Consider the following 26,377-nt stretch of genomic DNA (forward strand, 5'->3'; position numbering starts at 1 on the left):
GGTGTTGCCGCCCCTGAGCCGGTCCACCGGCACCAACGCGCCGTGTTCGTCGAGGTCGTGCTCGACGAAGCCGCCATCGGTCCCGGCGAGCAGGCGGACCAGTTCATACGGATACACGGTGTTGCGGCCACTCGCGCGCAGCACCTTCTGGCGGTAGTCGTCGACCGGCTCCACCGGCTCCACCGTGCGCTCGCCGACCGTGAGTTCGGTGCCGCCGGAGGCGTCGAAGGTGATCCGTACGACAATCTTGTTCAGTTCACCGGTCCTGCGGTCGCGCTGCCGCAGGATGAACAGGATCTCCTCCAGGCCGGCGCCCGCCGTGGTCGGCAGTACGCGTCCGGCGATCGTCTCCAGTTCCGCGCGGGTGATCTCGCTCGGCGGCCAGACGTAGATCACGATCCGGTTGGTGTTGGCGTGTTTCGTGGTCGACCGCCGCGACCGCGCGCGGCGGATCGAGTCGAGGCAGGTGGCGAAGACGTCCTCGGCCGTCGGCAGCGCGAGCAACCTGCCGTCGTGCCCGCGCAGTTCGGTCAGGTCTCGGACCTGGGCGCAGGCGACGAGCCGGTCGTCCGACGGGTTCTCCTTCGCCACGCACTGGTAGAGGTAGACCTCCTCGTCCGACGACGGCAGGCGGGTGAGGTCGAACCGGCTCAGCCGTTCCAACTGCATGCGCTGCGCGATGTAGGGATGCAGACCGCGAATCAGTCGCTCCTCCACCATCCCGGTGCCGGACGGGCGGAACGTGAAGTGGTGGTGCATCACCGCGCCCCGGCTGCCCGCGACGGTGACGGTGAGTCGACGGACCCGGTTCGGCAGCGCGTGCATGTCGAGGACCTCGTGCAGCGCCGCCGCCATCTCCTCGGAATCCGCCGGCTGCTTCTCCCAGGCGAGATAGATGTCGGCTTCGACGGCGTCCTCGCCCGCCAGTCTCGCCAACCCGCGCAGCGCACCGCCCAGCGCGTCGAACCGCACCGCCGCGGAGACCAGGTGTGAACTCGCGCGCTCGGCGACGACGAACTTGCAGCCCGCGACCTCGGTGGTGCGCACGCCGATCAGAGCCTTGTTGCCGTAGTACCGCCGAGTCAGCACTTCCAGCATGATCGTGTTGTCCCGGTCGTCGCGCACGAGCCGCCGGCCCAGCAGCCGCACCAGCGGCTCGGTGCTGCGCACCATCGCGGCGATGCGCTCGGCGCGGTCCGGTGTGTCCGGGTGCGCGTCCAGGTGACGCAGGTGCTTGCGGACGTCGGCGTACACGCGAGCGCGGTTGCGGCGCAGCAACGGCTGGGCGAACCAGGCGAACACCATGCCGCGCGCGAGATCGGCGACCGCCGGGAAGCGCACCTGCGTGGCGGCCACCAGCCGCTCCAGCACCAACCCGGCGGGCTCGCGCAGCGTCTCGTCCGGCGGCGGGTCGCGCAACCACGCGCGCAGCAACGTGGTCACGAGCGAAGCGTCGGCGGACGCGCGTTGTTGGGCGAGGAAGATCCGGAACACCGCGGCCTCGAGCGCGGCCGAGGGCTCGAACCCGGTGACGCCGTAGTGTCCCAGTGCCTTGGCGAGCTTGGCCCGGAACGCCTCGGGCAGTCCGGCTCGTTCGGCGTCGAGACTTTGCAGATAGGTATGGAAGTGTTCGCGGGCGCTGTGTACGTGGCCGTCGCCGGGGCCGTCCTCGCCGGCCGGGCGGTTGCGGCTGAGTTCGGCGAGGTCGGCGAACATGTCGACGAGTTCGAGTTCCGCGGCCAACGGTCGCCCGTGGCCCTCCTCGCCGGCCGCCCGGCGCGCGGCGAGGTAGTCGTCCAGGACCCGGCGTTCGTCGTGCGGATCGACGTCGAAGCCCAGAAGCAGGCCGCGCAGGTCCTCGCAGCCGCGGGTGACCCGCTCCTGCGTCGGGATCGTCGCGGGCGCGGCGGGCAGGTCCAGTTCGACGGATTCGGCGGACGAGGTGTCCTCGGCTCGGGCGCTGTCGTCGGCGAGCGGTTCCAGTCGCAGCAGCGGTGCTCCGGTGTCCACCTGGCTGCCCACGGACACGGCGCATTCCTTCAGCCGCGCCTTGAACGGCGCCCGCAGCACCGTCTCCATCTTCATGCTCTCCAGCACCAGGATCGGTGCACCCGACTCGACCTCGGCCCCGACCGCCAGCGGCGTGGCGACCACCAGTGCGGGCGCGGGCGAGCGGACCACGCCGCCCTCGTCGCGGCTGACCCGGTGGGTGACGCCGTCGACCTCGACCTGGTGGATCGGCCCGTGGGTGTCGGTGAGCAGGCGGTAGGAGGTGCCGTTGACGATGATCTGGCCGGTGTGCCGGTCGAAGCGGTCGAGCTCGAAGTCGGCGGTTCGGATGTCGTCGCCCGCTTGGATGGCGACGCGGAACCGGTGGGCGGCGACTCGAGCGACGCGTACCCGGTAGCCGACGCCGCGCAGCTTGAGGTCGAGCGGCCGGCCGCTCTCGTGCCGCACCTGCGGGCGTCCGCCGAACGCGGTCGACAACAGCCGTCGGCGCTCGACGCGTTCGTCCTCCTCGTACGCCTCGATCGCGGCGGCGGCCAGCGCGACGGCGGAGTGCCGGCGCGTGACGAGCCTGCCTTCGGCACGCACGCGGTCGATCCAGCCGGTGTCGGCGCTCGCGTCGATCACCTCGGGCTGGTCGAGCAGATCGAGTACGAAGCTCTTGTTGGTCGCGCCGCCCTCGATGATCACCGTGGTCTGCGCCATCGCCCGGCGCAGTCGGCCCAGGGCCTCGTCTCGGTCGCGGCCGTGGGCGATGATCTTGGCGATCATCGAGTCGAAGTCGGCCGGGATGGTGTCGCCCTCGCCGACGCCGGTGTCCACCCGGATGCCCGGTCCGGCGGGCAGGTCCAGTCGCGCGATGCGGCCCGGGGAGGGCGCGAAGTCGCGGTCGGGGTCCTCGGCGTTCAACCTGGCCTCGATGGCGTGCCCGCGCTCGGCGGGCGGCCCGCCGTCGAGCCTGGCCCCGGATGCCACCCGCAGTTGCGCCTTGACCAGGTCGAACCCGGTGGTGATCTCGGTGATCGGGTGCTCGACCTGGAGGCGGGTGTTGACCTCGAGGAAGGAAAAGCGTTTGTCGCCGGGGTGATACAGGAACTCGACGGTGGCCGCGCCGCGGTAGTCGACCGCGATGGCCAGTCGTTCGGCCGATGCCTTGAGTTCGGCCGTCTGTTCCGGGCCGAGGACCGGCGAGGCGGACTCCTCGATGACCTTCTGGTTGCGCCGTTGGATCGAGCAGTCGCGGACGCCGAGCGCCCACGCGGTGCCCTGCCCGTCGGCGATCACCTGGACCTCGACGTGCCGGGCCCCGGTGACCAGGCGCTCGAGGAAGACGATGCCACTGCCGAACGCGCGCGCGGCCTCGTGGCTGGTGCGCTCGTAGGCGTCGGTCAGCTCCGCCTCGCTCGTGACCACCCGGATGCCGCGCCCACCACCGCCCGCGGTGGCCTTGAGCATCAGCGGGTAGCCGATCTCGGCCGCCGCTGCCAGGGCGGCGTCCAGGGTCTCGACCGCGCCCCGACTCCACGGCGCGACCGGGACGCCGACCTCCTCGGCGATCAGCTTCGCGCCGATCTTGTCACCGAGCCGGCGCATCGCCTCCGCGCTCGGGCCGACGAAGGCGACGCCGATCCGCTCGCACAACTCGGCGAACGCCGGGTCCTCGGCCACGAAGCCCCAGCCGACCCAGGCGGCGTCCGCCCCGGTCTCCACCAGCGCCCGCTCCAGGACGGCATGGTCGAGGTACGGGCGGGCCGAGGCGGGGCCGAGATCGTAGGAGAGGTCGGCCTCGCGCACGAAGGTGGCCGCGTGGTCGACGTCGGTGTGCAGGGCGACGGTCTCGATCCGAGTCCCGGTTTCCGCGGCCAGTTCCCGGACGGCGTGGACAAGCCGCATCGCGGCCTCACCACGGTTGACGATGGCGACACGACTGAACACCCGAACGACCCTCCTGTGAACCGACGATGAGCGCGCCGCGACAGGGGGGCCCGGCGGTGACGACCTCCGTCCCGCGGCCGTGGCCATATCGCAGACGGGGCACGCTACAGGTGACGGGGTGTGCCGAACGACCACCGACCGTCACGCGCCGCGGCCCGACCGGGGCGGGCGTGAGGGTCCTCGTGGCAGGCTCCGCCGCACCCGAACCGCACCTCGTAGCGGGTCCTCGGCACCGCGCGCCCCGATCACCCACACGACGGGTGCCCTCGGATCCGGCTTGATGATTGCCTGATTGGCCGTCATCCGTTCGGAGCAGCGTCGCTCGTCCCGGTCTTCGGCCCCACCCTCGGCCCTCGCCTTCGGCCGAGCCGCGCAACCCCCGTACGAGTGGCCGCGTTGGGGGTCATGTGGCCCGTCGTCGACTCGTCGGTCCGGTCGGCCGCGGCCGTGGCGCGATGTCGCGCCGCGGCCGTGGCGCGATGTCGGGCACGTGGGCTCGGCGGCCCTCCCCCGCCGGGTCGCGCGCCGGCGCGGGCGGGTCGAGCGACGTTCCGCCGTGGTCTGGTCGCTTTCCGTGCTATCTTGATTCCAGTTGCAGTTGTGGTCCTCATGAACTTTATGTGCACCTGACGGGCGTGATCCGTGGGTGCACTTTTTGTTTGGCCGGTCATCTCCGGGTGGGCTCCTTGCGGCGAACACGGAATCGCACATCGCATTCCGGCACTGCCCCCGAAAGACGGAGAATGACATGGCGACCACCGGCACCGTGAAGTGGTTCAATGCGGAAAAGGGCTTCGGCTTCATCGAGCAGGACGGCGGCGGCCCGGACGTCTTCGCCCACTACTCGAACATCGCCGCCCAGGGTTTCCGCGAGCTCCAGGAAGGCCAGAAGGTCTCCTTCGACGTCACCCAGGGCCAGAAGGGCCCGCAGGCGGAGAACATCGTTCCCGCCTGACGCCCTTCGATATCCCTTGCGGGACCCGCGCCGTGAAGGCCGCGGGTCCCGCTTTCGCTTTCCCGCCCGAGCCGCCCGCGTGCCCGACCGCGGCGGCCACGACGACGGGGCAGCACATGCCACGTGTACGGGCGCGCGGTCACGCGAGGGTCGGGGTGCCCCCACCGGTGGCATACCTACCGAGATCTCCGTTCATCGGAGACGTTTCCGCAGGGAAACGGAGACCGCCGCCCGCTCGACTCGACGAGCAATCGCCGGACTCGGCCCGGGACTTCACGCCGGTCGGTCGGCGGTGTGGACACGCTCGTCGGCCGAGACCGACGTGTCGTTCCTCGGACCGGGCCGGGTGCGGGGCAGGAGCAACGCCGGCAGCAGACCCAGGGCGGCGAGTCCGGCCAGGGTCAGCAGAGCCGGACCCATCGTCGGGGCGGGCATCGCGCTCGCGGGCCCGACGCCGGACGACTTCGGCAGCATGACGCCGGCGGCGACCGCGATGCCCAGGGTCGGACCGACGTTCATCGCCGTCTGCTTGAGTCCGCCGACGACCCCGGCGTACCCGGGCGGCGCGTCGCCGACGACGGTCCCGGTGCCGGTGACCATCACGGCGGCGAACCCCGCGCCGAGCACGGCGAAGGCCGCCTCCGTGAGGATCCATGTGCTGCCGGGATCGATCCGGGACAACGCCGCGATGCCGAGGACGACCAGGCCGACGCCGGCGATCGCGGTGTGCCGCGCTCCGTATCGGCGCAGCGCGGCGGTGGCGACGGGTGCGCCCAGGACCATGAGCGCGGTCAGCGGAAGCACCCGCAGAGCGGTGTCGAGCGCGTCGAGCCCGAGCACGCCCTGAAAGAAGAACGTGCTCACGAACAGGGCCCCGAACATGCCGCCGCTGACGACCAGCAGCAGCACCATCGATGCCGTCACCGGTATGGAGCGGGCCACCGCCAAGGGCACGATGGGATGCGCGGCGCGACGCTCGTGCACGACGAACACCACCGCGACGCCCGCGGCCACCGCGAACCCGAGCCACGTCGGCGCGGCGGTCCATCCGCGCGTCGGAACCTCGGCCAGCGTGTGCACCAGGATCGCCGGCGCGCTCGCGAGCAGGGCCGCACCGACGAGGTCGAGCCGCTGCGACCCGGTACGCGCGGGTGTCGGCACTCGCAGGGCGAGGGTGAGCGCGGCGATCACGAGTGCGACGGGCACGTTGATCCAGAACACCGCGCGCCAGCCCAGTTGTTCGACGAGCACGCCGCCGAGCAGGGGCCCGGCCGCCGCGGCGATCCCGATCGCGCCGGTACGGATGGCGACCGGCGTACCCAGGCGATCCGGCGTGTATGTCAACCTCAGCAGGGCGAGGGTGGCGGGTTGCAGAAGTGCGCCGAACACCCCCTGGACCGCCCGCAGGACGATCACCCAGCCGACGTTCGGCGCGAGCGCGATGCCGGCCGAGGCGGCGCCGAAGCCGAGTACGCCGATGAACATCAGTCGGGGGTGTCCGTACCGGTCGCCCAGGCGTCCGGCGATGACGAGCAGTCCGGCCACCGCGAGCAGGTAGGCGGTACTGGTCCACTGGACCTGCGCCACACTCGCGCCGAGGCCGCGCTGGAGGCTGGGCTGCGCCACGAGCAGGACCGTGCCGTCCAGCGCGACGATCATCGCGCCGGCCACGCTGACGGCGAGCGCGAGGTGTCGCCTCGTGTTCTCGGTCATGCGGTCGCCGGGCCGAGGTGAGCGTCCAGGGCCGCCCTGACGAGCAGATCGAGAGGTCCGCGGTCGGGGCCGACTTCGGGGCCGACCGCGGATCCGCCCTCTGGTCCTCCTTCGGGTCCTCGTCCGGATCCGCCGCCCGCCGACGTGGTATCGAGCGCGAGTTGCAGGCTGTCCCAGGCCCACAACTGGGCGATGCCGTGCAGGTTCGACCAGAGCGCCGCGGCTGTCACCGCCGGCGACGGAACCGGCCCGGCGTTGCTCGGTGCGCCGCCGCGCCGCGCGTCCTTCTCCTGCTCCGTCCGGCACCGCGTGATGAGCCCGACGATGATCTCGAACAGCGGGAGGGTGGACTCCCGGAGCCGCGGTTGCTCCGATCCGTGCCGTTCGCTGTCCAACAGGTCGTGTCGGAACATCAGCTCGAACATGCCGCGTTGCTCCAGCGCGTACCCGACATACGCCCGCGCGAGCGCCGCCAACCGGTCGCGCGGCGACGCTCCGGCGGCGATCGCGGCCTCGAACCGGGTCCTCAGGTCCGCGAAGCCGCGCCGGGCGATCGCCGAGAGCAGCGCGTGATGTGTGGCGAAGTATCTGCGCGGGGCCCCGTGCGACACCCCTGCCCGGCGGGCGATCTCACGCAGACCCAGTGCGGAGATCCCATCGGTCGTCACGACCTCCACGCCGACGTCGATCAGCCGTTCCCGAAGCGATTCCTCGCGTGCCATGTCTGCCATAGACAGTGTCTACCACACCCGTAGACAGTGTCTACGAGTGCGGGTCCCCGAGGTGCGGGTCCCGGGTGCGGGTCCCCGGGCCTCATGCCTTCCGCAGGGCCATCGGCCCCGAGGCCGACGCGGCCGGTCGCAACTCGTCCAGGAGACCCTGGTCGCGCAGAGCGCCGACGTGGACTCGGCCTCGGGGGCGACCACGACCAGCCAGGCCTACGTGAAGTCGCTGACGGTGGCGGGGTGTTCGCGATCGACGCCGAGCACCGGGTGTTCCGCACACCGGGCCTCCCGCTCGCGGGGTGAGCGACCTTCGCGTCCGCGCGCGAGGGTGTCGGCTCGGCGTGGTGGAATCCCGGCCGAGACAATTGGTCCCTCCACCACGCACCCGGCGGGACGACGAATCGAGAAGCGGGAGTTCGCGGTGTCGATGCATGAGATCGAGGATCTGGTGACGGACTCGATCAGGGTCCTGGACGCCCACCACGGACCGGACGAGCCGCGCCTGCGCGATTGGTTCGCCGTGCTGTACGGCTTCCAGGAGGGGTTCGACTGCTCGTTCACCCATTTCCGGGTGATGGACATCCTGCTGCGCCGCCGGTTCAGCTACGCCTTTCCCCTCGATCGGCACCCGGACTACCCGCAACGGCAGGACTATTTCGACGCGCTGCGCGAGTTCACCGGGTTGCGCACCTACCCCGACGACGCGGAGGAGCACGACGACTTCGACGGCTACGCCTCCTGGCTCGAGGACGGCTACGTCGATCCGCCGTTGTTGTACTGCGACGCGGGCTCGCAGTTGTGGCGGCGCATGGTGGAGTCCGGCCTGCTGGACGGCCCGGACGCGGCGGCGCCGCGGCCCGTCCCGTTGATCGACGTGGTCCGCGAGGTCGCGGTCGCCGCCGAGAAGCACGGCGACCGGGAATTGATCGCCATGTGGTACTCGCTGGGCTGCCATATGCTCCTGGACGGCCCCGTCGGCTGCCCGTTCGACGTCGAGGAGTTGGCCGAGATGCCCGCTGTCCGCGAACTGCGCGCCATCGTACGCCGCACACACGCGCTCGCCGTCGACGTGCCGCCGGGGGACCGCCCACCGGCCGGGGTACTCGACGGCGACGAGCTGGAATCCTGGTGGTGGACCGGCGTGTCCGCACCGGGGATGCCATAGCGGCCCGCCGACACGTTCGCTGCCGATCGTCCGCACGACCTCGCCCGGCCGCGGCACGGGCGCCTCTCCCACGATCCGCCGGACGGGAATCGCCGTGGCGGGCCTGGTCGTGGTCGCGGCGACGGCCTGGTCGGTACCGCGTGCGCGACGTCGGCGTCGTGCGTGAAGCCGGTCACCCGATGACCGGGCTCGACGATCACGCTTGACCTCAACCCAACTTGAAGTTCCAGAATACCGATCGGGGGTCGCCACCCCACTCCACTCGAACAGCCGGTATCAGGAGCACTGACATGAGCACCGACCAGGGTTTCTACTCGATCATCGACTACACCGTCGACGGCCCCGCCACGCAGAGCGAACTCGTCGATGCCTTCGCCGAGATCCAGGAACAGTGGGTCAATTTCTACCCCGGCTACCGCTCGGCCCGCTTCCACGTGAGCACCGACGGGACGCGGGTGTACAACATCGTGCATTGGGCGAGCGAGGCCGACTACCGCCACTTCGTCGAGAACTCCGACACCGACGGCAGGATGGCCGCCATCGGGAAGGCGGTGGAAGCACTCGGCGGCCGGGCCGAACCGCGCATGACCGGGGCCCCCACCTACACCGTCGTGCGCGAAGTGGGCCCTCGGACCGGGGAATAGCCCGAAATCGGCCACCGTCCAGGAGAGAGGGCCGGCCATGAAGGTCGAGATCTACGGAGACGTCCTGTGCCCGTGGTGCTTCATCGGCAAGAGACGCGTCGAAGCGGCCGTGCGGGGCCTGCCGGAGGGCGGCCCGCTCGTCGGGATCATCTGGCGAAGCCGCGAACTCGCCCCCGATGCCGGCCGCGTGCCCGGCCCGACGGCGGCCGAGGCGATGGTGACGTGGTGGGGCGATCGAGCGGCCGAGCGGATCGAGCACATCCGCGCCGAAGGCAGGCTCGAAGGGTTGGAGTTGAACCTGCATCTCGCCCGGCCGGTGAGCACGTTCGACGCGCACCGCCTGGTGTACCTGGCCGCCGAGCACAACCTGGCCGACCCGGTCGTGGAAAGCCTGTTCCACGCCTACCACACCGAGGGTCGCAACATCGCCGACCCGGAGGTCCTGGCGTACCTGGGCACCACGGCCGGACTGCCCGGGTCCGATGTCCGCCGCCTGCTGCACGGTGACGCCTACACCCGGGAGGTACGAGCGGACGAGGCCCGTGCCACGGCTCTGGGCATCACCGGCGTCCCGTCGGTGGTCATCGACGGGCGATCCCCGACCTCGGGCATCCAACCTCCGGCTCGACTCCGTGCCCTGCTGGAGGAGGCCGTGCCGGCAGCACGCGTCGAGGCCGCCGACTGACGGGCCGGGCCGCCCGGGGGCCGACAGTGCGGCGGGGCGAGGCGTGCGGCAACCCTGTGCCGACACCCCTCGCCCCGCCGCGTCGGTTCGGCGCCAGACGCCCCCACGCCGCACGTACGCGCCGCCCGATCAGCGCTTCGGCAACCGTGGGGTGCCGGTGACGGCCGCGACCAGGGAGTACAGCGAGGTGTTGGCGGCCAGGAACATCCGATTGCGCTTGGGGCCGCCGAAGGTGATGTTGGCGACGGGCTCGGGGGTGCGGATACGGCCGATGAGGGTGCCGTCGGGGGCGTAGCAGTGCACGCCGTCGGCCATCGCGGCGACCCACAGACGGCCCTCGTCGTCGAAGCGAATGTTGTCGAACCGGCCGTCACCGGGGCGGCATTCGACGAAGACCTCGCCGTCCGAGAGCGTCCCGTCCGCACGAACGTCGAAGACGCGCACGTGGTTGGCCCGGGTGTCGGAGACGTACAGCCGCCGCTCGTCCTCGGACAGCACCAGCCCGTTGGGGCCGGCGAACCCGTCGGCGACCAGGCGTACTTCGGCGGTCAGCGGGTCGATCCGGTAGACGTTGGTCGCCCCGATCTCGCTCTCCGCACGATGGCCCTCGTAGTCGCTGGTGATGCCGAAGTCGGGGTCGGAGAAGTAGATCGAGCCGTCCGAGTGCACGACGGAGTCATTGGGGCTGTTCAGCCGCTTGCCCCCGAAGCGGTCGGCCAGCACGGTGATCGAGCCGTCGTGTTCGGTACGGGTGACGCGACGGTTGCCCTGTTCGCAGGTGACCAGTCGGCCCTCGCGGTCGAGGGTGTTGCCGTTGGGGTGTCCGGCCGGCGAACGGAAGACGCTGACGACGCCGCTGGTCTCGTCCCAGCGCAGCATGCGGTCGTTGGGGATGTCGCTCCAGATCAGGAAGCGCCCCGCGGGGAAGTACAGCGGGCCCTCCGACCAGCGGCCACCCGAATAGAGCGTCTCCAGCCGGTCGTCACCGTTCATGCATCGCCCGGTGCGGAAACGTTCGTCGATCATGTCGTAGATCGGGGTTTGTGCGTCGGACATCGTCTCGCAACTCCTCGCCGCCACTGAACATCATCCTATCGATCATCATGATTACAGAATATGCTTCAGTTGCGTCAAGACCTCGCCGAACCCGTTCCGCACCTGCGGGTTCGTACGGGCGAACCCGGGCACCCGGGCTCGGCGGCGTCCCGGTCGGCAACGATCGCGGCCGGCCACACGCGGTCACGGCGGCCCCGACACGGCTCGCTACCATCGAGCCCCCTCGATCGGCGCGACAACGGAGGAACCGCAATGGACGACATCGATCGGGGTCTGCTGGCGCTGCTTCAGGAGGACGCGACGCGCACGTACGCCGAACTCGGCAAGGAGGTCGGACTGTCCGCCGGCGCCGCACACGAGCGGGTACGCAAGCTGCGGGCGGCGGGCGTCATCCGCCGCACCACCGTCGACGTCGACCCGGTCGCGGTGGACCTGGACGTCCTGGCCTTCGTGACCGTCGACTCGGTCGCATGGATGGGCGACTCCGCACCGTCCTTCGCGGCCATCCCGGAGATCCAGGAGGCACACGTGATCGCCGGGACGGCCTCGATCCTCCTCAAGATCCGTACCGGCTCCACCGCGGCGATGCAGGACGTCCTGCGCCGCATCCACGCCATCACCGGCGTCAGCAGCACACAAGCCACGATGGTCCTCGAAACCTTCTTCGAACGCTCCATCCCCACGGGCGACACGAGCTCCTGAGCAGAAGGGAGATGCCATGAACGGAACGGCGCGAGGCGGCCCGGCCCTCGCCGACGGACCCATCTACCTGGACTACAACGCGACCACCCCGGTCGACCCGCGTGTCGTGCTCGCGATGGGGCCGTTCCTGACCCACTGGTTCGGCAATCCCTCCAGCGATCACCCCTACGCCGACGAACCCCGTGCGGCCCTGGCGGCGGCACGCGCCAGGGTCGCGGCCCTGCTCGGAGCGGATGGCGAGCGCATCGTGTTCATCGGTTCCGGCTCCGAGGCCGATCAACTCGCCGTCCGCGGCGCGGTCCTGGCCTCCGAGGCCGCGCGGCCGCACGTGATCACGCAGGTCACCGAGCACCCGGCGGTCCTGGAGACATGCCGCGCGCTCGAGCGTCTGCACGGCGTACGCGTGACGTATCTGCCGGTCGACGCAGCCGGACTGGTCGATCCCGGCCGACTGGCCGCGGCGCTGGACGCCGACACCGTCCTGGTGTCGGTGATGGCCGCCAACAACGAGACCGGAGCCCTCCAGCCCGTCTCCGAACTCGCCGCGGTGGCGCACGAATACGGCGCGCTGTTCCACTGCGATGCCGCCCGGGCGGCCGGCCGGATCCCCCTCGACGTGCGCGACCTCGACGTGGATCTGCTGACCGTGGTCGGGCACAAGATGTACGCGCCCAAGGGCACGGCCGCCCTGTACGTGCGCGCGGGGCTCGCCCTGGAACCGGTGGTCTACGGGGGCGGCCAGGAGCACGGCCTGCGCGCGGGCACCGAGAACGTCGCCCTGGCCGTCGCCCTGGGCACGGCCGCGGACATCGCGGCGACCGAACTCGCGGACGGCGCGGCGACCCGAATCGCGGCGCTGCGCGACGACCTGCACCGCAGCCTGGCCACCGCGCTGCCCGGTCGCGTACACCTCAACGGCCCCGCGAAGGAGCGCCTGCCGAACACGCTCAACATCAGCATCGACGGCACCCTGGGCCACGAACTCCTGGCCGCCGCCCCGGGCTTGGCCGCGTCCACCGGCTCGGCCTGCCACAGCGGCAGGCACACCCCCTCCCCGGTCCTGACCGCGATGGGCATCGCCCCGGAACGCGCACTGGGCGCGCTACGGCTGTCCCTCGGACGATGGACCACACCGGAGGACGTCAGCACCGCCGCGACCGCCCTGATCAACGCGGCGGGCACACCGTGATGTCGATCCGGCCGACCGTTGTCGGTGCTATGCCTGCCCCTGGGCGCGCCCGCTGTGCGCGAGGGCGCTGGGAGTGCGGCAGCCGACGATCGCCGGGGCCTCCCGGACGAGCGTGTCGTCGGTGAGCGCCTCCACCATGAACAGTGCGAAGTCCACCCGGCGGGTCAGGTCGCTGGCCAATACCGGGTCGCCCACGTGCCGGCTCCATACGGGCAGTCCCTGACTGTCGCCCTCCTTCAGGGTGCTGCCGCGCACCACGGTCCACCGGGTGTCGCTTTCGAACACCCGGCGGCACGCCTCCACTTGGTCGTCGATCTCGACGGCACGGACGAGCTTGCCCAACACGCCGGCGATCCGGACGCCCATCGTGAACATCCGCGAATACCGGTCCTTGCCGTCGCGGGTGATGTGCCAGCCGCAGGAGAACACCAGGCGAGCGCCCGGCCGCGCGTGATCGAGCACCGCCTGCGCCGTACCCGACGCGTACTGCTGCACGCCCCACGGCACCAGTACCGTCAGGACCCCATCGCAGCCGGCGACCGCCCGCCGGATCACCTCCGGGTCGTTCGTGGGCCCGGGGACGACGGTGATCCGGCCGTCGAACGCGGCCAGCTTCGGCACGCTGCGCTCGCGGCACACGCCGACCACCTCGTAGCCGCGGTCCAACGCCTGCCGGACCATGTACTGCCCGAGCTTCCCCGAGGCTCCGACGATGCAGACCTTCTTCATTCGATCCGTGCCCATGGCGCGGCCCCTTCGTCGAAATGACGACCTTATGTTGTAAGGTAAGTTAGCCTTATGTTGTAAGGTAGTCAACAGAAGCAAAAGGAGGAGCGGATGAGCGAGGAAGGCAAGCGCCGGCGCGGGGCCTCGGCGCGCACGCCGCTCAGTCGCGAGCGCGTGATCCGCACGGCGGTGGCGGTCGCGGACGCAAAGGGTTCGGCAGCGCTCACCATGCGCGCCATCGCGGAACCGCTGGGCGTCGAGGCAATGTCGCTCTACCACCACGTCGCGGGCCGGGACGACGTGCTCGACGGCATGGTGGACGCGGTGTTCGGAGAGATAGACCTGCCACCGCGCGACACGGACTGGAAGAGCGCCATGCGCCTGCGAGCGTCCTCCGCCCGTTCCGTACTCCGGCGCCATCCGTGGGCCGTCCCCCTGCTGGACTCTCGCACCCGACCCGGCCCCGCGACGCTGCGCCACCACGACGCCGTCATCGGGGCATTGCGCGCCGGAGGGTTCTCCGTCCGGATGACCGCGCACGCGGTGTCGCTGATCGACAGCTACGTGTACGGCTTCGTGATCCAGGAATCGAGCCTGCCGTTCGGCGACTCCGCGGAGTTCGACGAGGTCGCGGGCGCCATCCTGCGGGAGATGCCCGCCGACACCTACCCCCACCTCACCGAACTCGTCACCGAACAGGCCCTCGAACCCGGATACGACTACGCCGAGGAGTTCACCTTCGGCCTCACCCTCATCCTCGACGCCCTGCGCCCCGACGAAGTCATGGGCGAATAGCGCCTGTCCCCCGCAGCGCCGTGAAAAACCGGCTCAGCACCGCGCTTTCTGGTGCTCGGCGCGCCGGCTCGGAACGGGGACCGGGGAAGGCAATCGGCGGGGTGCGACGATGCCGTCGTGCCCACCGATGCCGGGTTGCCCCAAGCCCTCCACGACGCGGGTTCGCCCCGCGTCGTGGGCGGCGGCGGAATCTGGTTCTACGCCCCGAACACCGGCCACTGGGGCGACCTGTTGTCCGAGCGCGAGGAAGGCTCTGCGGGCAAGTACCCGTTGTGGGTAGGGGAATCATCCGCTCCCACGGTGACCGTCCGGGGTGTCTCGGAAACCCGGGGCGTCGGTCGGGCCGAACTCGCCCCGACCGCTCAGGGACTGCCCGGCGCCCTGCCGATGGGCGTCGAAGTGCCCGGGCCGGAATGTTGGTTGGTGACCGCGCACAGTGCCACGGGCACCGCGAGCATCACGGTGCGGGCGAAGACGTAGCCGAGCCCGGGTTCGGGTCGGTATCCGGGTTCGGGTCGTTCTCCGGATCCGAGTCCGGCTCGGGTGCGAGCGTCGCGCCGGCCGCCAGTAGTCGCTCCGCGAGCACGCGACAACGACTCGCCAGCTCCGCCGGGTCGAGTATCTCGAAGTCGTGCCCGAGCAGGAGTACGTGCATCAACACGACGTCGAGGTTGCCGGCGCCGCTGAGCACCTCGCAGCGCCGGCTTCCGCGTGGTCGCACCACAGCCGCCGACGCCGAGATCTGCGCGCGCACCGTGTCGGCCGAAGCGTGCACGAGAAAGCGGGCCCGGTGCGGGTAGACCCGACTCGCGACACCCTCCTGCACGTACGCCGCCGCGTCCGGCGCCGCGCGCGGCCGAAACCGCCAGGTGCGGGCGGACACGGCGGTCATGCGATCGACCCGGAAGCTGCGCCAGTCGTCGCGATCGAGGTCGTAGCCGAGGAGGTACCAGCGCCGGTCGGAGGCGACCAGGCGGTAGGGCTCGACCCGCCGCCGGCGCAGCCCACTCCCGGAGTTTCGAGAACTCCCCGTGTCCCCGGCACCCCCGGATCCCCCCGAACTCCCGGTCGGATAGTCGAAGCCGGCCTCGACCTCGTCACGGCAGGCCCTGGCCAGCGTCATGAGCACCTCGGGGTCGACCGATGCGCGGCCTGCGCCGAACGACTCCACCGAACCGGAAAGCGCACGCACCTCGTGCCGAAGCCGGGTGGGCAACACCCGGTCGAGCTTGGTCAGCGCCCGCAGCGCGGCCTCACCGGACCCGACGACCGCACCACCGGCACGACCCGCGCCGCCCGCACCCGCGATCAGCGAGACCACGGTGGCGATCGCCTCCTCGTCGTCGAGCAGCAGCGGTGGCAAGTCCTTGCCCGTGCCGAGTTGGTAACCGCCGCCGACCCCCTGGCCGGCATGTACGGGATAGCCGAGCGACCGCAGCCGCTCGACATCGCGCCGCACCGTACGCGCGGTGACCCCCAGGCGGTCGGCGAGCTCGGGACCGGACCAGGCCCGGCGCTGCTGAAGCAGCCCGAGCAGCGTGAGCACCCGCTCCGTCGTACCCCGCTCGTCACCGCGCGCCACGTCCATATCGAACACCCTGCCGGCCATGGCGGACAGATCCTGTCCGCCTATGGTGTCAGGGTGGGTCCATGGACGCAGACGAGATCGACTGGAACCGGACGCCGCGCGAGCAGTGGGAGGCCCACTGGAACCGCCGGCTCCGAACCCGGTTCGACGGCCTCGCCGAGGCGAATATGGCCGATCCGGTCCCGCACATGCACCGCGAGCCGATCCACCGCCCGTCCGAGGTCCGCCTGCCGCGCGACCTCCATTCGCACATCCGACCCGCCACGAACGGAGCAACCCGATGAGCCGCCACATCCAGGTGACCTTCGACGCCCACGACCCGGCGGCGCTGTCGTCCTTCTGGGGCGAGGCGCTGGGCTATGTCATCCCCCGCCCGCCCGGAGTCGACCTGCCCGAGGGGGCCGACCCGCTGGCCGCGTGGGACGAGTTCCTCGCGCGGATCGGCGTGCCCGAGGACCAGCGCAACACCCGGTCGGCGCTCGAGGACCCGGACGGAAACGGTCCGCGAGTGTTCTTCCAGCAGGTACCCGAGGGCAAGGTCGCCAAGAATCGAGTGCACCTCGACGTGCGGGTGTCTCCCGGACTACAGGGTGAGGAGCGCATGGCGGCGTTGGAGGCCGAGTGCGCCCGGCTCGTCGCGTTGGGGGCCGCCCGGGTGCAGCGCCACGAGCCCGCTCCGCCGCTGGGCAGCGGCCACATCGTGATGACCGACCCCGAGGGCAACGAGTTCTGCCTGGACTGACCCGCCCCGACCGCGGTCGGGGGGCCGGCTCGGCCGCCCTTGCGGTCGGGCCGGCCGGCGGTGGCACGAGGCGCTCCCGTGGTTACCCGGGCGCGGCTTCGGGCCCGTCGACCCGCACCACGGTCCGGCGATCGTCCGGCAGGCGGCGGATCCGGCCCGCGCGCTCCAGGTGTTCCAGGACGGGTATCGCCACCCGGCGGGTGGTGTGCAGCGCGGCCCGTGCCCGCGCGACGGTGAACGGCTGCTCCAGTACGGCCGGCCGACGCATCGCCTCCCGCGGCGCGTCGGGCAGCAGGAGTACCGCGTCGGCGGCCCGGAACAGCGCGCCGGCGCGCACCGAGGCCGCCAGCGCACCAGCGTGGACTTCCCGTGATCGACATGCCCCGCCGTGGCAACCACCCGCATCTCACAGCCTCCCGCGCGGGCGCGGGACCGCGCCCGGGCGTCGCGGGCCGCGAACGACCCGCGACGGCCCCGTGGACCCGCGCACGAGCGGGATCGCCCGGCCCCGGACTCGCACCCGCACCTCACGCCTCCTTGTGCGCGCGTACGACCGCCGCGATCACATCCGGATCCCGGTCCGCCGGAACACAGCGCAGATCGAGCAGCAGGCGGCCCTTCTCGACCCGTCCCACGACCGCGGGTTCGCCGATGCGCAAGGGCCCGGCGAGTTCGTGCGGCAGCGCGACGGCGAAGGATGCCAGTGCCACGCCCGGCGCTCCCCCGCCGCCGACCCGGCCCTGGGCCTGGACCACGTGCGCGGGCACCCCGGCCGCCTCCAGTGCGCCGGCCAAGTCCCATGACCGCATGGCGAGTTCCCGGGCCCGGGTGTGCAAGGCTGCGGTCACCGGTGGGCGTGGCCCGCGCAGGGTCGCCTCCAGGGCCGCCAAGGTGAGTTTGTCCACGCGCAGGGCGCGGGCGAGCGGGTGCGCGCGCAGCGCGGCGATCACGTCGGCGTGCCCGAACAGCAGCCCTGCCTGCGGGCCGCCGAGGAGTTTGTCACCGCTCGCGGTCACCAGCGTCGCTCCCGCGCGCACCATGGACGCCGCGTCGGGTTCGTCGGGCAACAGCGGTTCGGGCGAGAGCAATCCGGAGCCGATGTCGACCACCACCGGACAGCCGAGCGTGGCCAGCGACAAAATCCCCGGCCACCCCGTGATCGGCGAACTCGTGCCCGCGCGCCCGGGAGTCACGATCGCGCTGCGCTGATCGGGACTCGCGACCCCGGAGCCGGGCTACCACCGACCCCGGAAGCGAGGATCGGGCCCGGGGCCAACGCCCGGGAACCACCGCTCCGGGGTCGCTGCCCGAAGCAACGCTCCGGGTCGCTGTCCGAAGCGGACAGACCACGTCATGGCACCACCGCCCCTGGGCTATGTCCCGAGCAACGGCACTACCGAAAACGTGTGGTCGTTCCGGATCCAGCGGGAGGTCTCGGCGAACGGGATGCCGCGGAAGACCGCCACACCCGCCTCCCGGCTGCCGTGCAGCACGCCGGCCCCGATACGGACCTCGGGTCGGGGTCCGGGCGACACCGACGCCTTGGACGCCCTGGACGCCCTGGATACCCTCGGACGGCTCGGACGGCTCGGATGCGTCACCGGTCGTCGCAGGTCCCTCCATGAGCAAACGGCGCGAGCACAGCCAGGTTCGCGTCGGCCCCGACACTGCACAACCTCCTGCCGCGTCCGGACCCGCGCCGGCCATTTACCGATGCCCCGGACTCGGCCGACGGCGTACCGTCGAATCCCTCGGGGTCCCTCGCCTTCGGGCAAGGGTCCCTCGGGATCGGGATGCGATCTTTCGTCGGTCCGCGAGCGGCGGAAGACTCGTGCTCTCGATCGACCCATGGGGGAACTCGGCACATGCGCAGCGCACGATTTCGTCTCGCGACCCTTGCCGTCGCCGCGTCGGTGCCGTTGTTGTTCGCGTCCGCGTGCGACTCCGACTCCGGAACGGACGACAAGGGTGCCAAGGGGGTCGTCACGACGGGCGCCGCGGCCGATGGGCCAGGTCCGTCCCAGGCGCCCGGCCCCGCCGACTCGAACGGCTCCGGCACAGCGAACGCCACGTCGCCCTCGGCCAAGCCGAATCCGTCGAGCGGCGGCGGGTCGACCGGATCGGCGGGCCGGGTGCTGACGCAGGATCAACTCTCCTCCGTGGTGGTGACGCAGCCGGAGATGAACACCGGAGCGGACTACACCAAGGACGTTCCCAACCCCCGTGTCCTCGGCGGGAAGGAGACCGCCGAGCGGCCCGAATGCCAGCCGTTCGTCGACCTCATGCTGCCCGGCAACGGCACGCCCGCGCCCCTGGCCGCCATCAAGGCCGCGACGTCCGCGGACTCGACCCCGGCCGACCCGATGCCGAGCCGCGTCGACATCGTCGAGTTGTACGCCTTCAGCCCGGGCCAGGCGGAAAATCTACTGGCCAAGGGCCGCGCCGCTCTCGCCGCGTGCTCGACGATCACGACCAGGGACGAGCAGGGCACGCGCACCACGATGGCCTACACCCGGGCGAACGGGCCCGCCCTGGGCGACGAGTCCCTCGCGGTGACGGCGCAGGACCCCGAGGCGGGAGCGAGCGGCCTGTTGCTGGTGCGGGTCGGATCGCACCTCGTGCTCGTATCGACCGTCGACCTGGAGAGCACCAAGGCGGTCCAGCCCAACCAGACCCTGGCCCGCACCCAGGTGGGCAAACTCCAGGCGGCCGTGCGCTCCTGACCGAAGCGGCGTCCCGGGATCCACCTCCGGGCACGCCGCGACGTCGCCCCCAGGCAACGTCATTTCGCGAGGCCGTGCGTCCGGCTACGGCGTCGAGGGACGCGCGGGTACGACGGGCCGGTCCCGGCCCGGGTTACAGGCCGATTGCTCCGTCGATGCGTTCGCGGAGCAGGTCGGCGTGGCCGTTGTGGCGCGCGTACTCCTCGACCATGTGCACGAGTACCCAACGCAGGGACACCGTTCCGCGCCACTCGTCATCGCCCTCGACGTCGAGGTCGGGCGCCTCGGTGGTGAAGCGTTCGGCGAAGGCGACCTCCGTACGCCAGGCCTGCCATGCCTCCTCGACGATCGCGGAGTCGGGCGCCGCGCCGTCGAAGTCGCCGTCGGGATCCGCTCGCGAGGAGAACCGGGCCGGTGCGTCCTGGCCGGCCAGCACCCGGCGGAACCAGCGCCGCTCCACGTCGGCGAGGTGGCGCACGATGCCGAGCAGGGAGAGGGTGGAGGGTTCCACGGATCGCCGGGCCAATTCCGGGCCCAGACCGGAGCACTTCAGTTCCAGGGTCGCGCGCTGGGCGGCCAGGATGTCGGTCAGGATGCCGAACTCGCCCCCCGTGGTGGGGCCGTCGAAACGCCGGTTGGCGGCGACGCCCACGAATAGGTCGCCTCGTCTGCTCGGATCGGTCGTGTCCGTCATGGTCGGCCATCACGATCTGCCCGGTCGGGCATAGGAGTTGTCGGGGACTCGGAGACCAAGGAACGCGGGGGCTCGGCACCGCGCCTTGTCGGCGAAGTCGCAGGGCCGAGGCCGAGGTCAGGTCTTGACGGCGTGCAGGATGCGCATGCCTCGCGGGCCCGTCGTGTCGTCGCGTATTTCCAGCCCTGCCCGCCGGCACTGCTCGTTCAGCCAGTCCGAGGCGATGCGCAGCTTGGGATAGCTGCCGGCCCGCAGGCTCCAGGTGTCCCCGCTCCGGGTGTGCAGGAGGTCGTGGACCATGACGGTGTCCTCGTCGACGTACTCCAGGAAGCACGTGAACACGCGATCCCGGTCGCCGCGTACGGGGATGAACCGGTCCGTCCCGTGCAGGGGTCGGGACTGGTCGCGATAGGTGACCACGAACCGGCCTCCCGGGGCCAGGGCACGCGCGGTGTCGGCGAGCAACGCCGTCACGTCGGCCCTGCTCGGCAGGTGGGGAAGCGTGTCGCCCATGCACACGACGAGGTCCACGGTCCCGGGTCTGGCGACCTGCGGAAGCACGCCGCGGATGTCGGCGTGGACCGGGACGATCCCGGCGATGTCCCCTGTGTGCCGGGCGAGTTCGGCCAGCAGGAGTTTGCTGCTGTCGACTGCGACGACCGACGCGAAGCCGGCGCGGGCCAAGGCGAGCGTCTGTTGGCCCGGGCCGCATCCCAGGTCTACGGCCACGCCCGGAGCAGGCCCGGGCAGCACGCCCAGGCCGCGGAGCAGCGCGGCTTGTCCGGCGGCGAGTGCTTCGATGTCGTCGCCGAGCATCCAGGTGTACTGCTCGGCCAGGAGTCGGTCGTAGTGAACGGTTGCGTCGGTCAAGGCTCTCGATCCTTCGTTCCGAGTCGACCGGGTGAACGGTCGAAGGGGGCGGCACGCGGCACGCGTCGATCGGTCGGCTCCGGCCTCGACCCCGGCGCCGACCTCGGCCCAACTCACGTATGGCGAACCCAGCCCGCCAGTTCGGCCAAGTGGACGTTCTCGCGAGCGGCGTCCAATTCGGCACCGAGCGCCGCGCGGTAGGTGGCCGTCGCCTGCTGGTAGCGAAGGTGTCCGGCCGTGCTGATCGTCGCGCGCACGCCCCGGCCGTCCTCGCCACCCACGGAGGTTCGTTCGGCCATGCCCTGGGCCTCCAGTCGCCCCACGAGTCGGGTGACCGAGCTGACCTTCAGGCCGATGCGCTCCGCCAACTCCCCCATTCGCAGGCTTCCTCCGCTGTCCTCCCTGCTCAGTGCGCACAGCGCCCGATACTCCGAGAGCTGCAGGCCGTGGGACTGCCGCAGGGCCTGGTCCAACCGTTGTTCGATCCGACCCAACAGACGCACCGCCATGCACCAGCGGTCGTCCTCGTCGTCACCGGCGGGCGCCGCCTCGGGCCCGCCGGTCGGCATGAAGTCCGACATGGCGACAACCTACATACTGCTTGTACAAGCAAGCAAATCCTCCGGGCCGAGCGAACGGCGCGCACCCGGGAACCCGGGCATCCGGCTCCCGACACCCGGCACCCGGCACCCGGCACCGGACATCCAGCCTTCCGACGCGCCGCCGCTCCGTGCCCTGCCTCTACTCCACAGCGCAGAGTCCGTCGATCGTCGTCGCCAGCAGCGCTGTTCGCATCGGCATGCTCGTGATGTCGACGAACTCGTCGCGGGCGTGCGGGTGCCCTCCGACGGCGCCCATGCCGTCCAGGGTCGGTATGCCAATCGCGGCGGTGAGGTTCCCGTCCGACCCGCCGCCCGAACGCACCGTCTCCGGCTCCGGGACGCCCATCTCGCGGGCCGCCGCGCGCACGCGCGCGAGCAGGTCGAGGGACATGGCTTCTTCGAGCGGATAACGATTGACACCGCCGCTGACCGAGATCTCGGCCCGGGGCAGAACCGCGCGCAGACCTTCCATGTACCTTGCGACACGGTCGAGTTCGGCCCGGCTCCAGGCGCGGACGTCGACCGCCAACGTCGCCGCCTCGGGCACGGTGTTGACCGTGGACCCGGACGCCGCGACGGTGGGTGTGACCGTCGTGCCCAGCTCCGCGCGCGCCACCGGGACCAGCGCGAGTACCTGGTGGGCGAGTTCCACCGTCGCGTTCACGCCGAGCTCCGGTTCCAGGCCCGCGTGGGCCGCCCGGCCCCCGACCTCCACCCGAAATCGGGCGACCCCCTTGCGTGCGACTTTGACCGCGCCCCCGTCCGCGCTCGGCTCCCCCACCAACACCGCGCCCGATTCGGCGGCCACCTCCTCGACCAGGGCACGTGAGATCAGCGATCCGGTCTCCTCGTCGCCCGTCAGAAGCATCCCCACCCGATCCCGCGCCGTGGACGCCCGAGCCGCGTACAACATCTGCACGATCCCGGCCTTCATGTCGAAGACACCGGGACCGCGCGCCACCCCCTCCCGCACCGAGAACGGCAGTTCCGCGAGGGTTCCCATCGGCCACACGGTGTCGTAGTGCCCGAGCAGGAGCGGCCCGCGGCCGCCACACCAGATTCGTGATGCCGTCCAGCAGCACACGCTCGGGTTCACGACCGAGGAACCGCGTGCCCACCGCGGCCAGCAACTCCGCGCACCGGTTCAGGGCCGCACGGTCCTCGGACGGAGATTCACAGGTCACCAGATCGCGTAACAGAACCACCATCGCGTCGAGCTCGGCCGACATGTCCTCGAGACAGCGCTTGGGGGAAGCCATACCCGAATACCTCTCCAGTCGACCGGCTCGATCCACCTCGACATCACCGTCGGGCGGCGGCATCGGCGTCGGCGAGTCGCACAGCATCGCGGATCGATCTTCGTGCACGACGACGATTCGAGACGTACGGACGCTGCCTAGCGTGATCGACGTGTGCGGCGAGCGCCACATCCCCAGGAGGAATCCCGTGACGAGACGATCCGAACTGCCGGGCCCGCCGCCCGGCCACCGTCGACGAGCGGTGGCCGAGGAGTCGGACGCGGCGAACGGCACCGGTCACGCCGCCGCCGGCCGCCGCACCGGAAGTGTGCGGATGCGACGCGTGTCCCGAGGGGCCGGGGCGGCCGTCGCACTGGGGCTGCTTGCCGCCGGGTGCGGGGGAACCGACAGCGGCGGCACCTCCACCGGCGGCAACACGATCACCATCGGGGTGCCCGGCGACCCCGGTGGCATGAACCCGCTGACCACGCTGGCCTCCAGCGCGGTGATGATGAACCGCTTCGCGTACGACTCGCTGGTCAACATCCGACCCGACGGGCGCATCGCCTCCGGCATCGCCGAGACGTGGACCGCCGACACGACCACGGCGAACTTCACCCTCCGGCGCGGCGTGATGTGCGACGACGGCACATCGCTGACCCCGTCCGCGATCGCGGCGCAGTACAACTACATCGGCGACCCGGCGAACAAGTCGCCGATGGCGGGCCTGTTGGTGCCCGTCGGCGCCACCGCCACCGCGGACGACGCCGCGGGCACCCTGACGCTGAAAGCCCCGGAGTCCGCCCCGTTCCTGCTGCGCAGTGCCGGGACCGTGCAACTGGTGTGCCCCTCCGGCATGCGGTCGCAGGAGAAGCTGGACCAGGCGTCCGACGGCACCGGGCCCTATCGGCTGACCGAAGTGGTGGCGGGCGACCACTTCACCTTCACCAAACGCCCCGGATATACGTGGGGCCCGGACGGTGCCGACAACGCCGCCACACCGGACCGGGTGGTCTTCAAGTTCGTCGGCAACGAGTCCACCAGGACCAATCTGCTCCTGGGTGGACAACTCGACGTGGCGCGGGTCATCGGTGCCGATCGTGCCCGGCTCGCGGCGGCCGGCCTCGGGTTCGAGATCCAGCGGGACCCGTTCGGCATGCTGCTGTTCAACGAGGCCCCGAATCGCGTCACCGCCGACGCCCGGGTGCGCTGGGCCATGATCGCCGCGCTCGACCTCAAGCAGATCGGTGCCGTGGCCACCGGCGGCAAGGGTGCGCCGGCGACCCGACTCGGCACCACGATGGCACCGCCCTGCCCCACCGACTCGGTCACCGCCAACCTCCCGCCGCACGACGTGGCCCGCGCCGCGGAGGCACTGCGCGCCGCGGGATGGAAGAAGTCCGGTGGGCGCTGGAGCAAGGACGGCCGACAGTTGTCCCTCTCGATGCCCTACCCCGGCTACCAGGGCACCCAGGTGATCGCCGCCGTCGAGTTGGCGGTCCGGCAGTGGAAGGCCTTCGGCGTGAAGGTCGACACCAGCCAGACCTCCCAGTCGACCAACGTCTCCACCTTGATGGCCGGCCAGTGGGACATCGCCTGGGCGCCGATCTCGGTGCCCACCCCCGATCAGAACCTGGTGTTCTTCTCCGGTCCCAAGCCGGCCGAGGGCCTCAACCTCGGCGCCACCGACAACCCCGAGTACCAGCGCCTCACGGCCGAGGCGATGACCAAGCCGGACACCGCCGGCTGCCCGGAATGGACCGCGGCCGAGGCCGAGTTGATCAAACGCGTCGACGTGGTGACCTTCATGGACTCCAACTCCCCCTGGTTCACCCGTCGTTACGCCTTCGAGGTGGACGGCGGCGGCATCCTGCCGACCACGCTGCGCAGGGCCGGCAAGCGATGACTCCTGCCTCCGGGCGCACTCGCCCCGGAGGTAGACGGCTTCCGAGGCGCACGCGCCCGGGAGGTACACGGCTTCCGAGGCGAACTCGCCCCGGAAGTGCACGGCTTCCGAGGCGTCGGCTCCTCCCTGACGGGAGCCGACGCCTCGCGGCCGTCGCCGGCCATCGACCGTGGATGCGGCGCCGGGCGATCTGCCGTCGGCCCGCACGCGACCCCCGGCCTCACCTGGCCCCTCCCTGCTCGGCGTCCGGCTCGAACGTGCGGCCGTACGCCGACCGCGCCCACGAAACCGACGACGGGCCGGCACGGCGGGCGGCGCCTCGGCCGACGAGGCGACCCACCCGTAACCGTTGCATGCCGACGGGCGTTGACCCGCTGTCGCCGGGCGACGCCAATCCGCGCCCGGGCGCTCCCCGCCAGGGGGCGACGGAGATCCGCCCCGCCGGGGCGTGACCCGCGACCCATGACCCGTGGTACGGAAGGGACTTGCACATGACTCTTCGAGGACGGCTCGGCGGGATCGCCGTGCTGACGGCATTGGCGGCGGTCGGAACGGCCGCGACGGCGGGCAGCGCCCACGCCGATCCCGCTCCGCAACCCCCGACCACCGCGGGGGAGGTTCCCGGAGCGGCGGCCGGCATGTTCGCGGACGCGGTGACGACGGGCGGCCTGCCGATCGGCGGGGTGCAGACCGGTCAACTCCCCCTCGACGAGTTGCCCACGCTCGGCTGAGCCCCGCCCGAGGTCCCGATCGGGAGGTCGAGAGGTCGGGAGGGTCGAGAGGTCGGGAGGGTCGGGGAGTCGGGAATGCGGGCGGCCGTCAACCCACCGTCGCCGAAGGCGACATCGGCCCGAATGGGCCGAACCGGATGTCCGCCCCCGACAACCCGAAGGGTGTGGTCCGCATCGGCACCCCAAGTCGGCCCACCATCCCCGCCTCCCCGCAATCGGCACACCTTCGTCCCCGCAAGCATGCCCGGCGACGCGTCACGCGAAGCGCAAATGCTCCTCCCGGAGCCATTCCTCCTCGCGGATGGCCGGGTCGAGCGGGCTCTTGCCATCGCATCCGCGTTTCTTAGGCCGTGGCGCGCGCCGGTCGGTGGCGTGCGCTCGAACGGCGGCAGGGGCGCTCAGTCGGCGGCGGGCGCACCCTCGCCGGCGCTCGGTTCGTTCAGCCAGGTGCGGATGCCGGCGAGCGCGGCGGGGCCGTAGTCCTCGTCGACGCTCCTGGCCAGATCAGCGATGGTGATCGCGTGCAGCGCCGCGCGCCACGCGGCGTCGGCGGCGGCCATCGCACGGGAGATCGCGCAGGGTCGGATGCACGCCTCCGGCGCCGCCGCCAGCGGACCCCTCTGGCGGATCTCGGTGCACACGAACGCGGGTTCCGCGCCGTCCACAGCCGTCACGACGTCCAGGACGGTGATCCGTTCGGCCGCCCTGGTCAGCACGTACCCGCCCGACTTGCCCTGGATCGAGCCCACCAGATCCGCGCGGGAGAGCGCCTGGAGTTGTTTGGCCAGATAGCTGCCGGAGACGCCGTGGAGTTCCGCGAGCCGCGCAGCGGGTACCGGCTCCGTCGCCGTGGTCAGCACCACACAGCAGTGCAGCGCCGACTCCACTCCGCCCGACAGCTTCATCCGCTCGACCGTCCCTCCGGTTGACTCGGATGAACTCTATCCGAGTATTATCACGGACAAGATGTATCCGAGTTTGGATGC

26 protein-coding genes are annotated in these 26,377 nt (G+C 71.3%); 13 read left to right on the forward strand and 13 right to left on the reverse strand.

The features are described 5' to 3' along the window. The coding region (locus ACIRL2_RS48280; RefSeq protein ID WP_402241658.1) for a biotin carboxylase N-terminal domain-containing protein at positions 1-4,029 on the reverse strand (4,029 nt) is incomplete at its 3' end. Positions 4,030-4,690: 661 nt separating this feature from the next. Between ACIRL2_RS48280 and ACIRL2_RS48285 the strand changes: the two genes are divergently transcribed. Then, a complete protein-coding gene (locus tag ACIRL2_RS48285) occupies positions 4,691-4,897 on the forward strand; it encodes a cold-shock protein (RefSeq protein ID WP_020554951.1) in 207 nt (68 codons plus the stop codon). A 273-nt stretch (positions 4,898-5,170) separates the two neighbouring features. Here ACIRL2_RS48285 and ACIRL2_RS48290 read toward each other — a convergent pair whose 3' ends face one another. Both ACIRL2_RS48290 and ACIRL2_RS48295 read right to left on the reverse strand, forming a co-directional pair. Next, complete coding sequence (locus tag ACIRL2_RS48290; RefSeq protein ID WP_402241660.1) at positions 5,171-6,610, reverse strand: MFS transporter; 1,440 nt, start codon at positions 6,608-6,610, stop codon at positions 5,171-5,173. Next, positions 6,607-7,332, reverse strand: a complete 726-nt coding sequence (locus ACIRL2_RS48295; protein WP_402241764.1) for a TetR/AcrR family transcriptional regulator — start codon at positions 7,330-7,332, stop codon at positions 6,607-6,609. The genes ACIRL2_RS48290 and ACIRL2_RS48295 overlap by 4 nt, the downstream gene beginning before the upstream one ends. 430 nt (positions 7,333-7,762) lie before the next feature. On the opposite strand from ACIRL2_RS48295, the gene ACIRL2_RS48300 reads away from it, so the two are divergent. From ACIRL2_RS48300 to ACIRL2_RS48310, 3 genes are all read left to right on the forward strand, one after another. After that, positions 7,763-8,500 carry a hypothetical protein gene (locus ACIRL2_RS48300; RefSeq protein WP_402241663.1) on the forward strand — a complete coding sequence of 246 codons (738 nt, stop codon included), beginning with the start codon at positions 7,763-7,765 and terminating at the stop codon, positions 8,498-8,500. A gap of 290 nt (positions 8,501-8,790) precedes the next feature. Next, complete coding sequence (locus ACIRL2_RS48305; RefSeq protein WP_402241664.1) at positions 8,791-9,144, forward strand: antibiotic biosynthesis monooxygenase family protein; 354 nt, start codon at positions 8,791-8,793, stop codon at positions 9,142-9,144. A gap of 37 nt (positions 9,145-9,181) precedes the next feature. Further along, the gene (locus ACIRL2_RS48310) at positions 9,182-9,829 is read left to right on the forward strand and encodes a DsbA family protein (RefSeq protein ID WP_402241667.1); all 648 of its coding nucleotides are present in this window, start codon (positions 9,182-9,184) and stop codon (positions 9,827-9,829) included. A 129-nt stretch (positions 9,830-9,958) separates the two neighbouring features. Here the strand turns inward: ACIRL2_RS48310 and ACIRL2_RS48315 are convergent, their stop codons facing one another. Next, the gene (locus ACIRL2_RS48315) at positions 9,959-10,885 is read right to left on the reverse strand and encodes an SMP-30/gluconolactonase/LRE family protein (protein WP_402241670.1); all 927 of its coding nucleotides are present in this window, start codon (positions 10,883-10,885) and stop codon (positions 9,959-9,961) included. A 252-nt stretch (positions 10,886-11,137) separates the two neighbouring features. Between ACIRL2_RS48315 and ACIRL2_RS48320 the strand changes: the two genes are divergently transcribed. Both ACIRL2_RS48320 and ACIRL2_RS48325 read left to right on the forward strand, forming a co-directional pair. Beyond that, positions 11,138-11,587, forward strand: coding sequence for an Lrp/AsnC family transcriptional regulator (locus tag ACIRL2_RS48320; RefSeq protein WP_395864892.1), 450 nt, complete (start codon positions 11,138-11,140; stop codon positions 11,585-11,587). 16 nt (positions 11,588-11,603) lie between these two features. Further along, the gene (locus ACIRL2_RS48325) at positions 11,604-12,776 is read left to right on the forward strand and encodes a cysteine desulfurase family protein (protein ID WP_402241673.1); all 1,173 of its coding nucleotides are present in this window, start codon (positions 11,604-11,606) and stop codon (positions 12,774-12,776) included. A 27-nt stretch (positions 12,777-12,803) separates the two neighbouring features. Here the strand turns inward: ACIRL2_RS48325 and ACIRL2_RS48330 are convergent, their stop codons facing one another. Further along, positions 12,804-13,520 (reverse strand): NAD(P)-dependent oxidoreductase, encoded by a 717-nt coding sequence (locus ACIRL2_RS48330; protein ID WP_402241675.1) that lies wholly within the window; start codon positions 13,518-13,520, stop codon positions 12,804-12,806. Positions 13,521-13,613: 93 nt separating this feature from the next. Between ACIRL2_RS48330 and ACIRL2_RS48335 the strand changes: the two genes are divergently transcribed. Both ACIRL2_RS48335 and ACIRL2_RS48340 read left to right on the forward strand, forming a co-directional pair. Further along, positions 13,614-14,297 carry a TetR/AcrR family transcriptional regulator gene (locus tag ACIRL2_RS48335; protein WP_402241678.1) on the forward strand — a complete coding sequence of 228 codons (684 nt, stop codon included), beginning with the start codon at positions 13,614-13,616 and terminating at the stop codon, positions 14,295-14,297. 117 nt (positions 14,298-14,414) lie between these two features. Beyond that, the gene (locus ACIRL2_RS48340) at positions 14,415-14,777 is read left to right on the forward strand and encodes a hypothetical protein (protein ID WP_402241681.1); all 363 of its coding nucleotides are present in this window, start codon (positions 14,415-14,417) and stop codon (positions 14,775-14,777) included. Here ACIRL2_RS48340 and ACIRL2_RS48345 read toward each other — a convergent pair. Next, positions 14,755-15,885: a WYL domain-containing protein gene (locus ACIRL2_RS48345; RefSeq protein ID WP_402241766.1), complete on the reverse strand. Its 1,131-nt coding sequence runs from the start codon at positions 15,883-15,885 to the stop codon at positions 14,755-14,757. The genes ACIRL2_RS48340 and ACIRL2_RS48345 overlap by 23 nt on opposite strands. A gap of 62 nt (positions 15,886-15,947) precedes the next feature. On the opposite strand from ACIRL2_RS48345, the gene ACIRL2_RS48350 reads away from it, so the two are divergent. Beyond that, complete coding sequence (locus ACIRL2_RS48350; RefSeq protein ID WP_395864901.1) at positions 15,948-16,169, forward strand: hypothetical protein; 222 nt, start codon at positions 15,948-15,950, stop codon at positions 16,167-16,169. Beyond that, positions 16,166-16,627 carry a VOC family protein gene (locus tag ACIRL2_RS48355; RefSeq protein ID WP_402241684.1) on the forward strand — a complete coding sequence of 154 codons (462 nt, stop codon included), beginning with the start codon at positions 16,166-16,168 and terminating at the stop codon, positions 16,625-16,627. Before ACIRL2_RS48350 ends, ACIRL2_RS48355 begins: the two co-directional genes overlap by 4 nt. An 82-nt stretch (positions 16,628-16,709) precedes the next feature. Here the strand turns inward: ACIRL2_RS48355 and ACIRL2_RS48360 are convergent, their stop codons facing one another. After that, positions 16,710-16,964: a SelB C-terminal domain-containing protein gene (locus ACIRL2_RS48360; protein ID WP_402241686.1), complete on the reverse strand. Its 255-nt coding sequence runs from the start codon at positions 16,962-16,964 to the stop codon at positions 16,710-16,712. Positions 16,965-17,154: 190 nt separating this feature from the next. Continuing rightward, positions 17,155-17,766 (reverse strand): aminotransferase class V-fold PLP-dependent enzyme, encoded by a 612-nt coding sequence (locus ACIRL2_RS48365; protein ID WP_402241689.1) that lies wholly within the window; start codon positions 17,764-17,766, stop codon positions 17,155-17,157. Positions 17,767-18,492: 726 nt separating this feature from the next. On the opposite strand from ACIRL2_RS48365, the gene ACIRL2_RS48370 reads away from it, so the two are divergent. Then, positions 18,493-19,350 carry a hypothetical protein gene (locus tag ACIRL2_RS48370; protein WP_402241690.1) on the forward strand — a complete coding sequence of 286 codons (858 nt, stop codon included), beginning with the start codon at positions 18,493-18,495 and terminating at the stop codon, positions 19,348-19,350. 133 nt (positions 19,351-19,483) lie between these two features. Here ACIRL2_RS48370 and ACIRL2_RS48375 read toward each other — a convergent pair whose 3' ends face one another. From ACIRL2_RS48375 to ACIRL2_RS48390, 4 genes are all read right to left on the reverse strand, one after another. Next, positions 19,484-20,044, reverse strand: coding sequence for a DinB family protein (locus ACIRL2_RS48375; protein ID WP_402241692.1), 561 nt, complete (start codon positions 20,042-20,044; stop codon positions 19,484-19,486). Between the two features lie 117 nt (positions 20,045-20,161). Continuing rightward, the gene (locus tag ACIRL2_RS48380) at positions 20,162-20,914 is read right to left on the reverse strand and encodes a class I SAM-dependent methyltransferase (RefSeq protein WP_402241695.1); all 753 of its coding nucleotides are present in this window, start codon (positions 20,912-20,914) and stop codon (positions 20,162-20,164) included. Between the two features lie 113 nt (positions 20,915-21,027). Continuing rightward, complete coding sequence (locus ACIRL2_RS48385; RefSeq protein ID WP_402241698.1) at positions 21,028-21,495, reverse strand: MarR family winged helix-turn-helix transcriptional regulator; 468 nt, start codon at positions 21,493-21,495, stop codon at positions 21,028-21,030. A gap of 160 nt (positions 21,496-21,655) precedes the next feature. Beyond that, on the reverse strand, positions 21,656-22,519 hold the full coding sequence (locus tag ACIRL2_RS48390) for a M20/M25/M40 family metallo-hydrolase (protein WP_402241700.1): 864 nt from the start codon (positions 22,517-22,519) through the stop codon (positions 21,656-21,658). Between the two features lie 443 nt (positions 22,520-22,962). Here ACIRL2_RS48390 and ACIRL2_RS48395 point away from each other — a divergent pair, with 443 nt between their 5' ends. Further along, complete coding sequence (locus tag ACIRL2_RS48395; RefSeq protein WP_395864917.1) at positions 22,963-24,660, forward strand: ABC transporter substrate-binding protein; 1,698 nt, start codon at positions 22,963-22,965, stop codon at positions 24,658-24,660. A 491-nt stretch (positions 24,661-25,151) separates the two neighbouring features. After that, complete coding sequence (locus ACIRL2_RS48400; RefSeq protein ID WP_395864919.1) at positions 25,152-25,391, forward strand: hypothetical protein; 240 nt, start codon at positions 25,152-25,154, stop codon at positions 25,389-25,391. 398 nt (positions 25,392-25,789) lie between these two features. On the opposite strand, the gene ACIRL2_RS48405 is transcribed toward ACIRL2_RS48400, so the two are convergent. After that, positions 25,790-26,296 (reverse strand): RrF2 family transcriptional regulator, encoded by a 507-nt coding sequence (locus ACIRL2_RS48405; RefSeq protein WP_395864921.1) that lies wholly within the window; start codon positions 26,294-26,296, stop codon positions 25,790-25,792. Between the last annotated feature and the right edge of the window lie 81 nt (positions 26,297-26,377).

It is taken from the genome of Embleya sp. NPDC127516 (genome assembly GCF_044765325.1).
Lineage (GTDB): Bacteria > Actinomycetota > Actinomycetes > Streptomycetales > Streptomycetaceae > Embleya.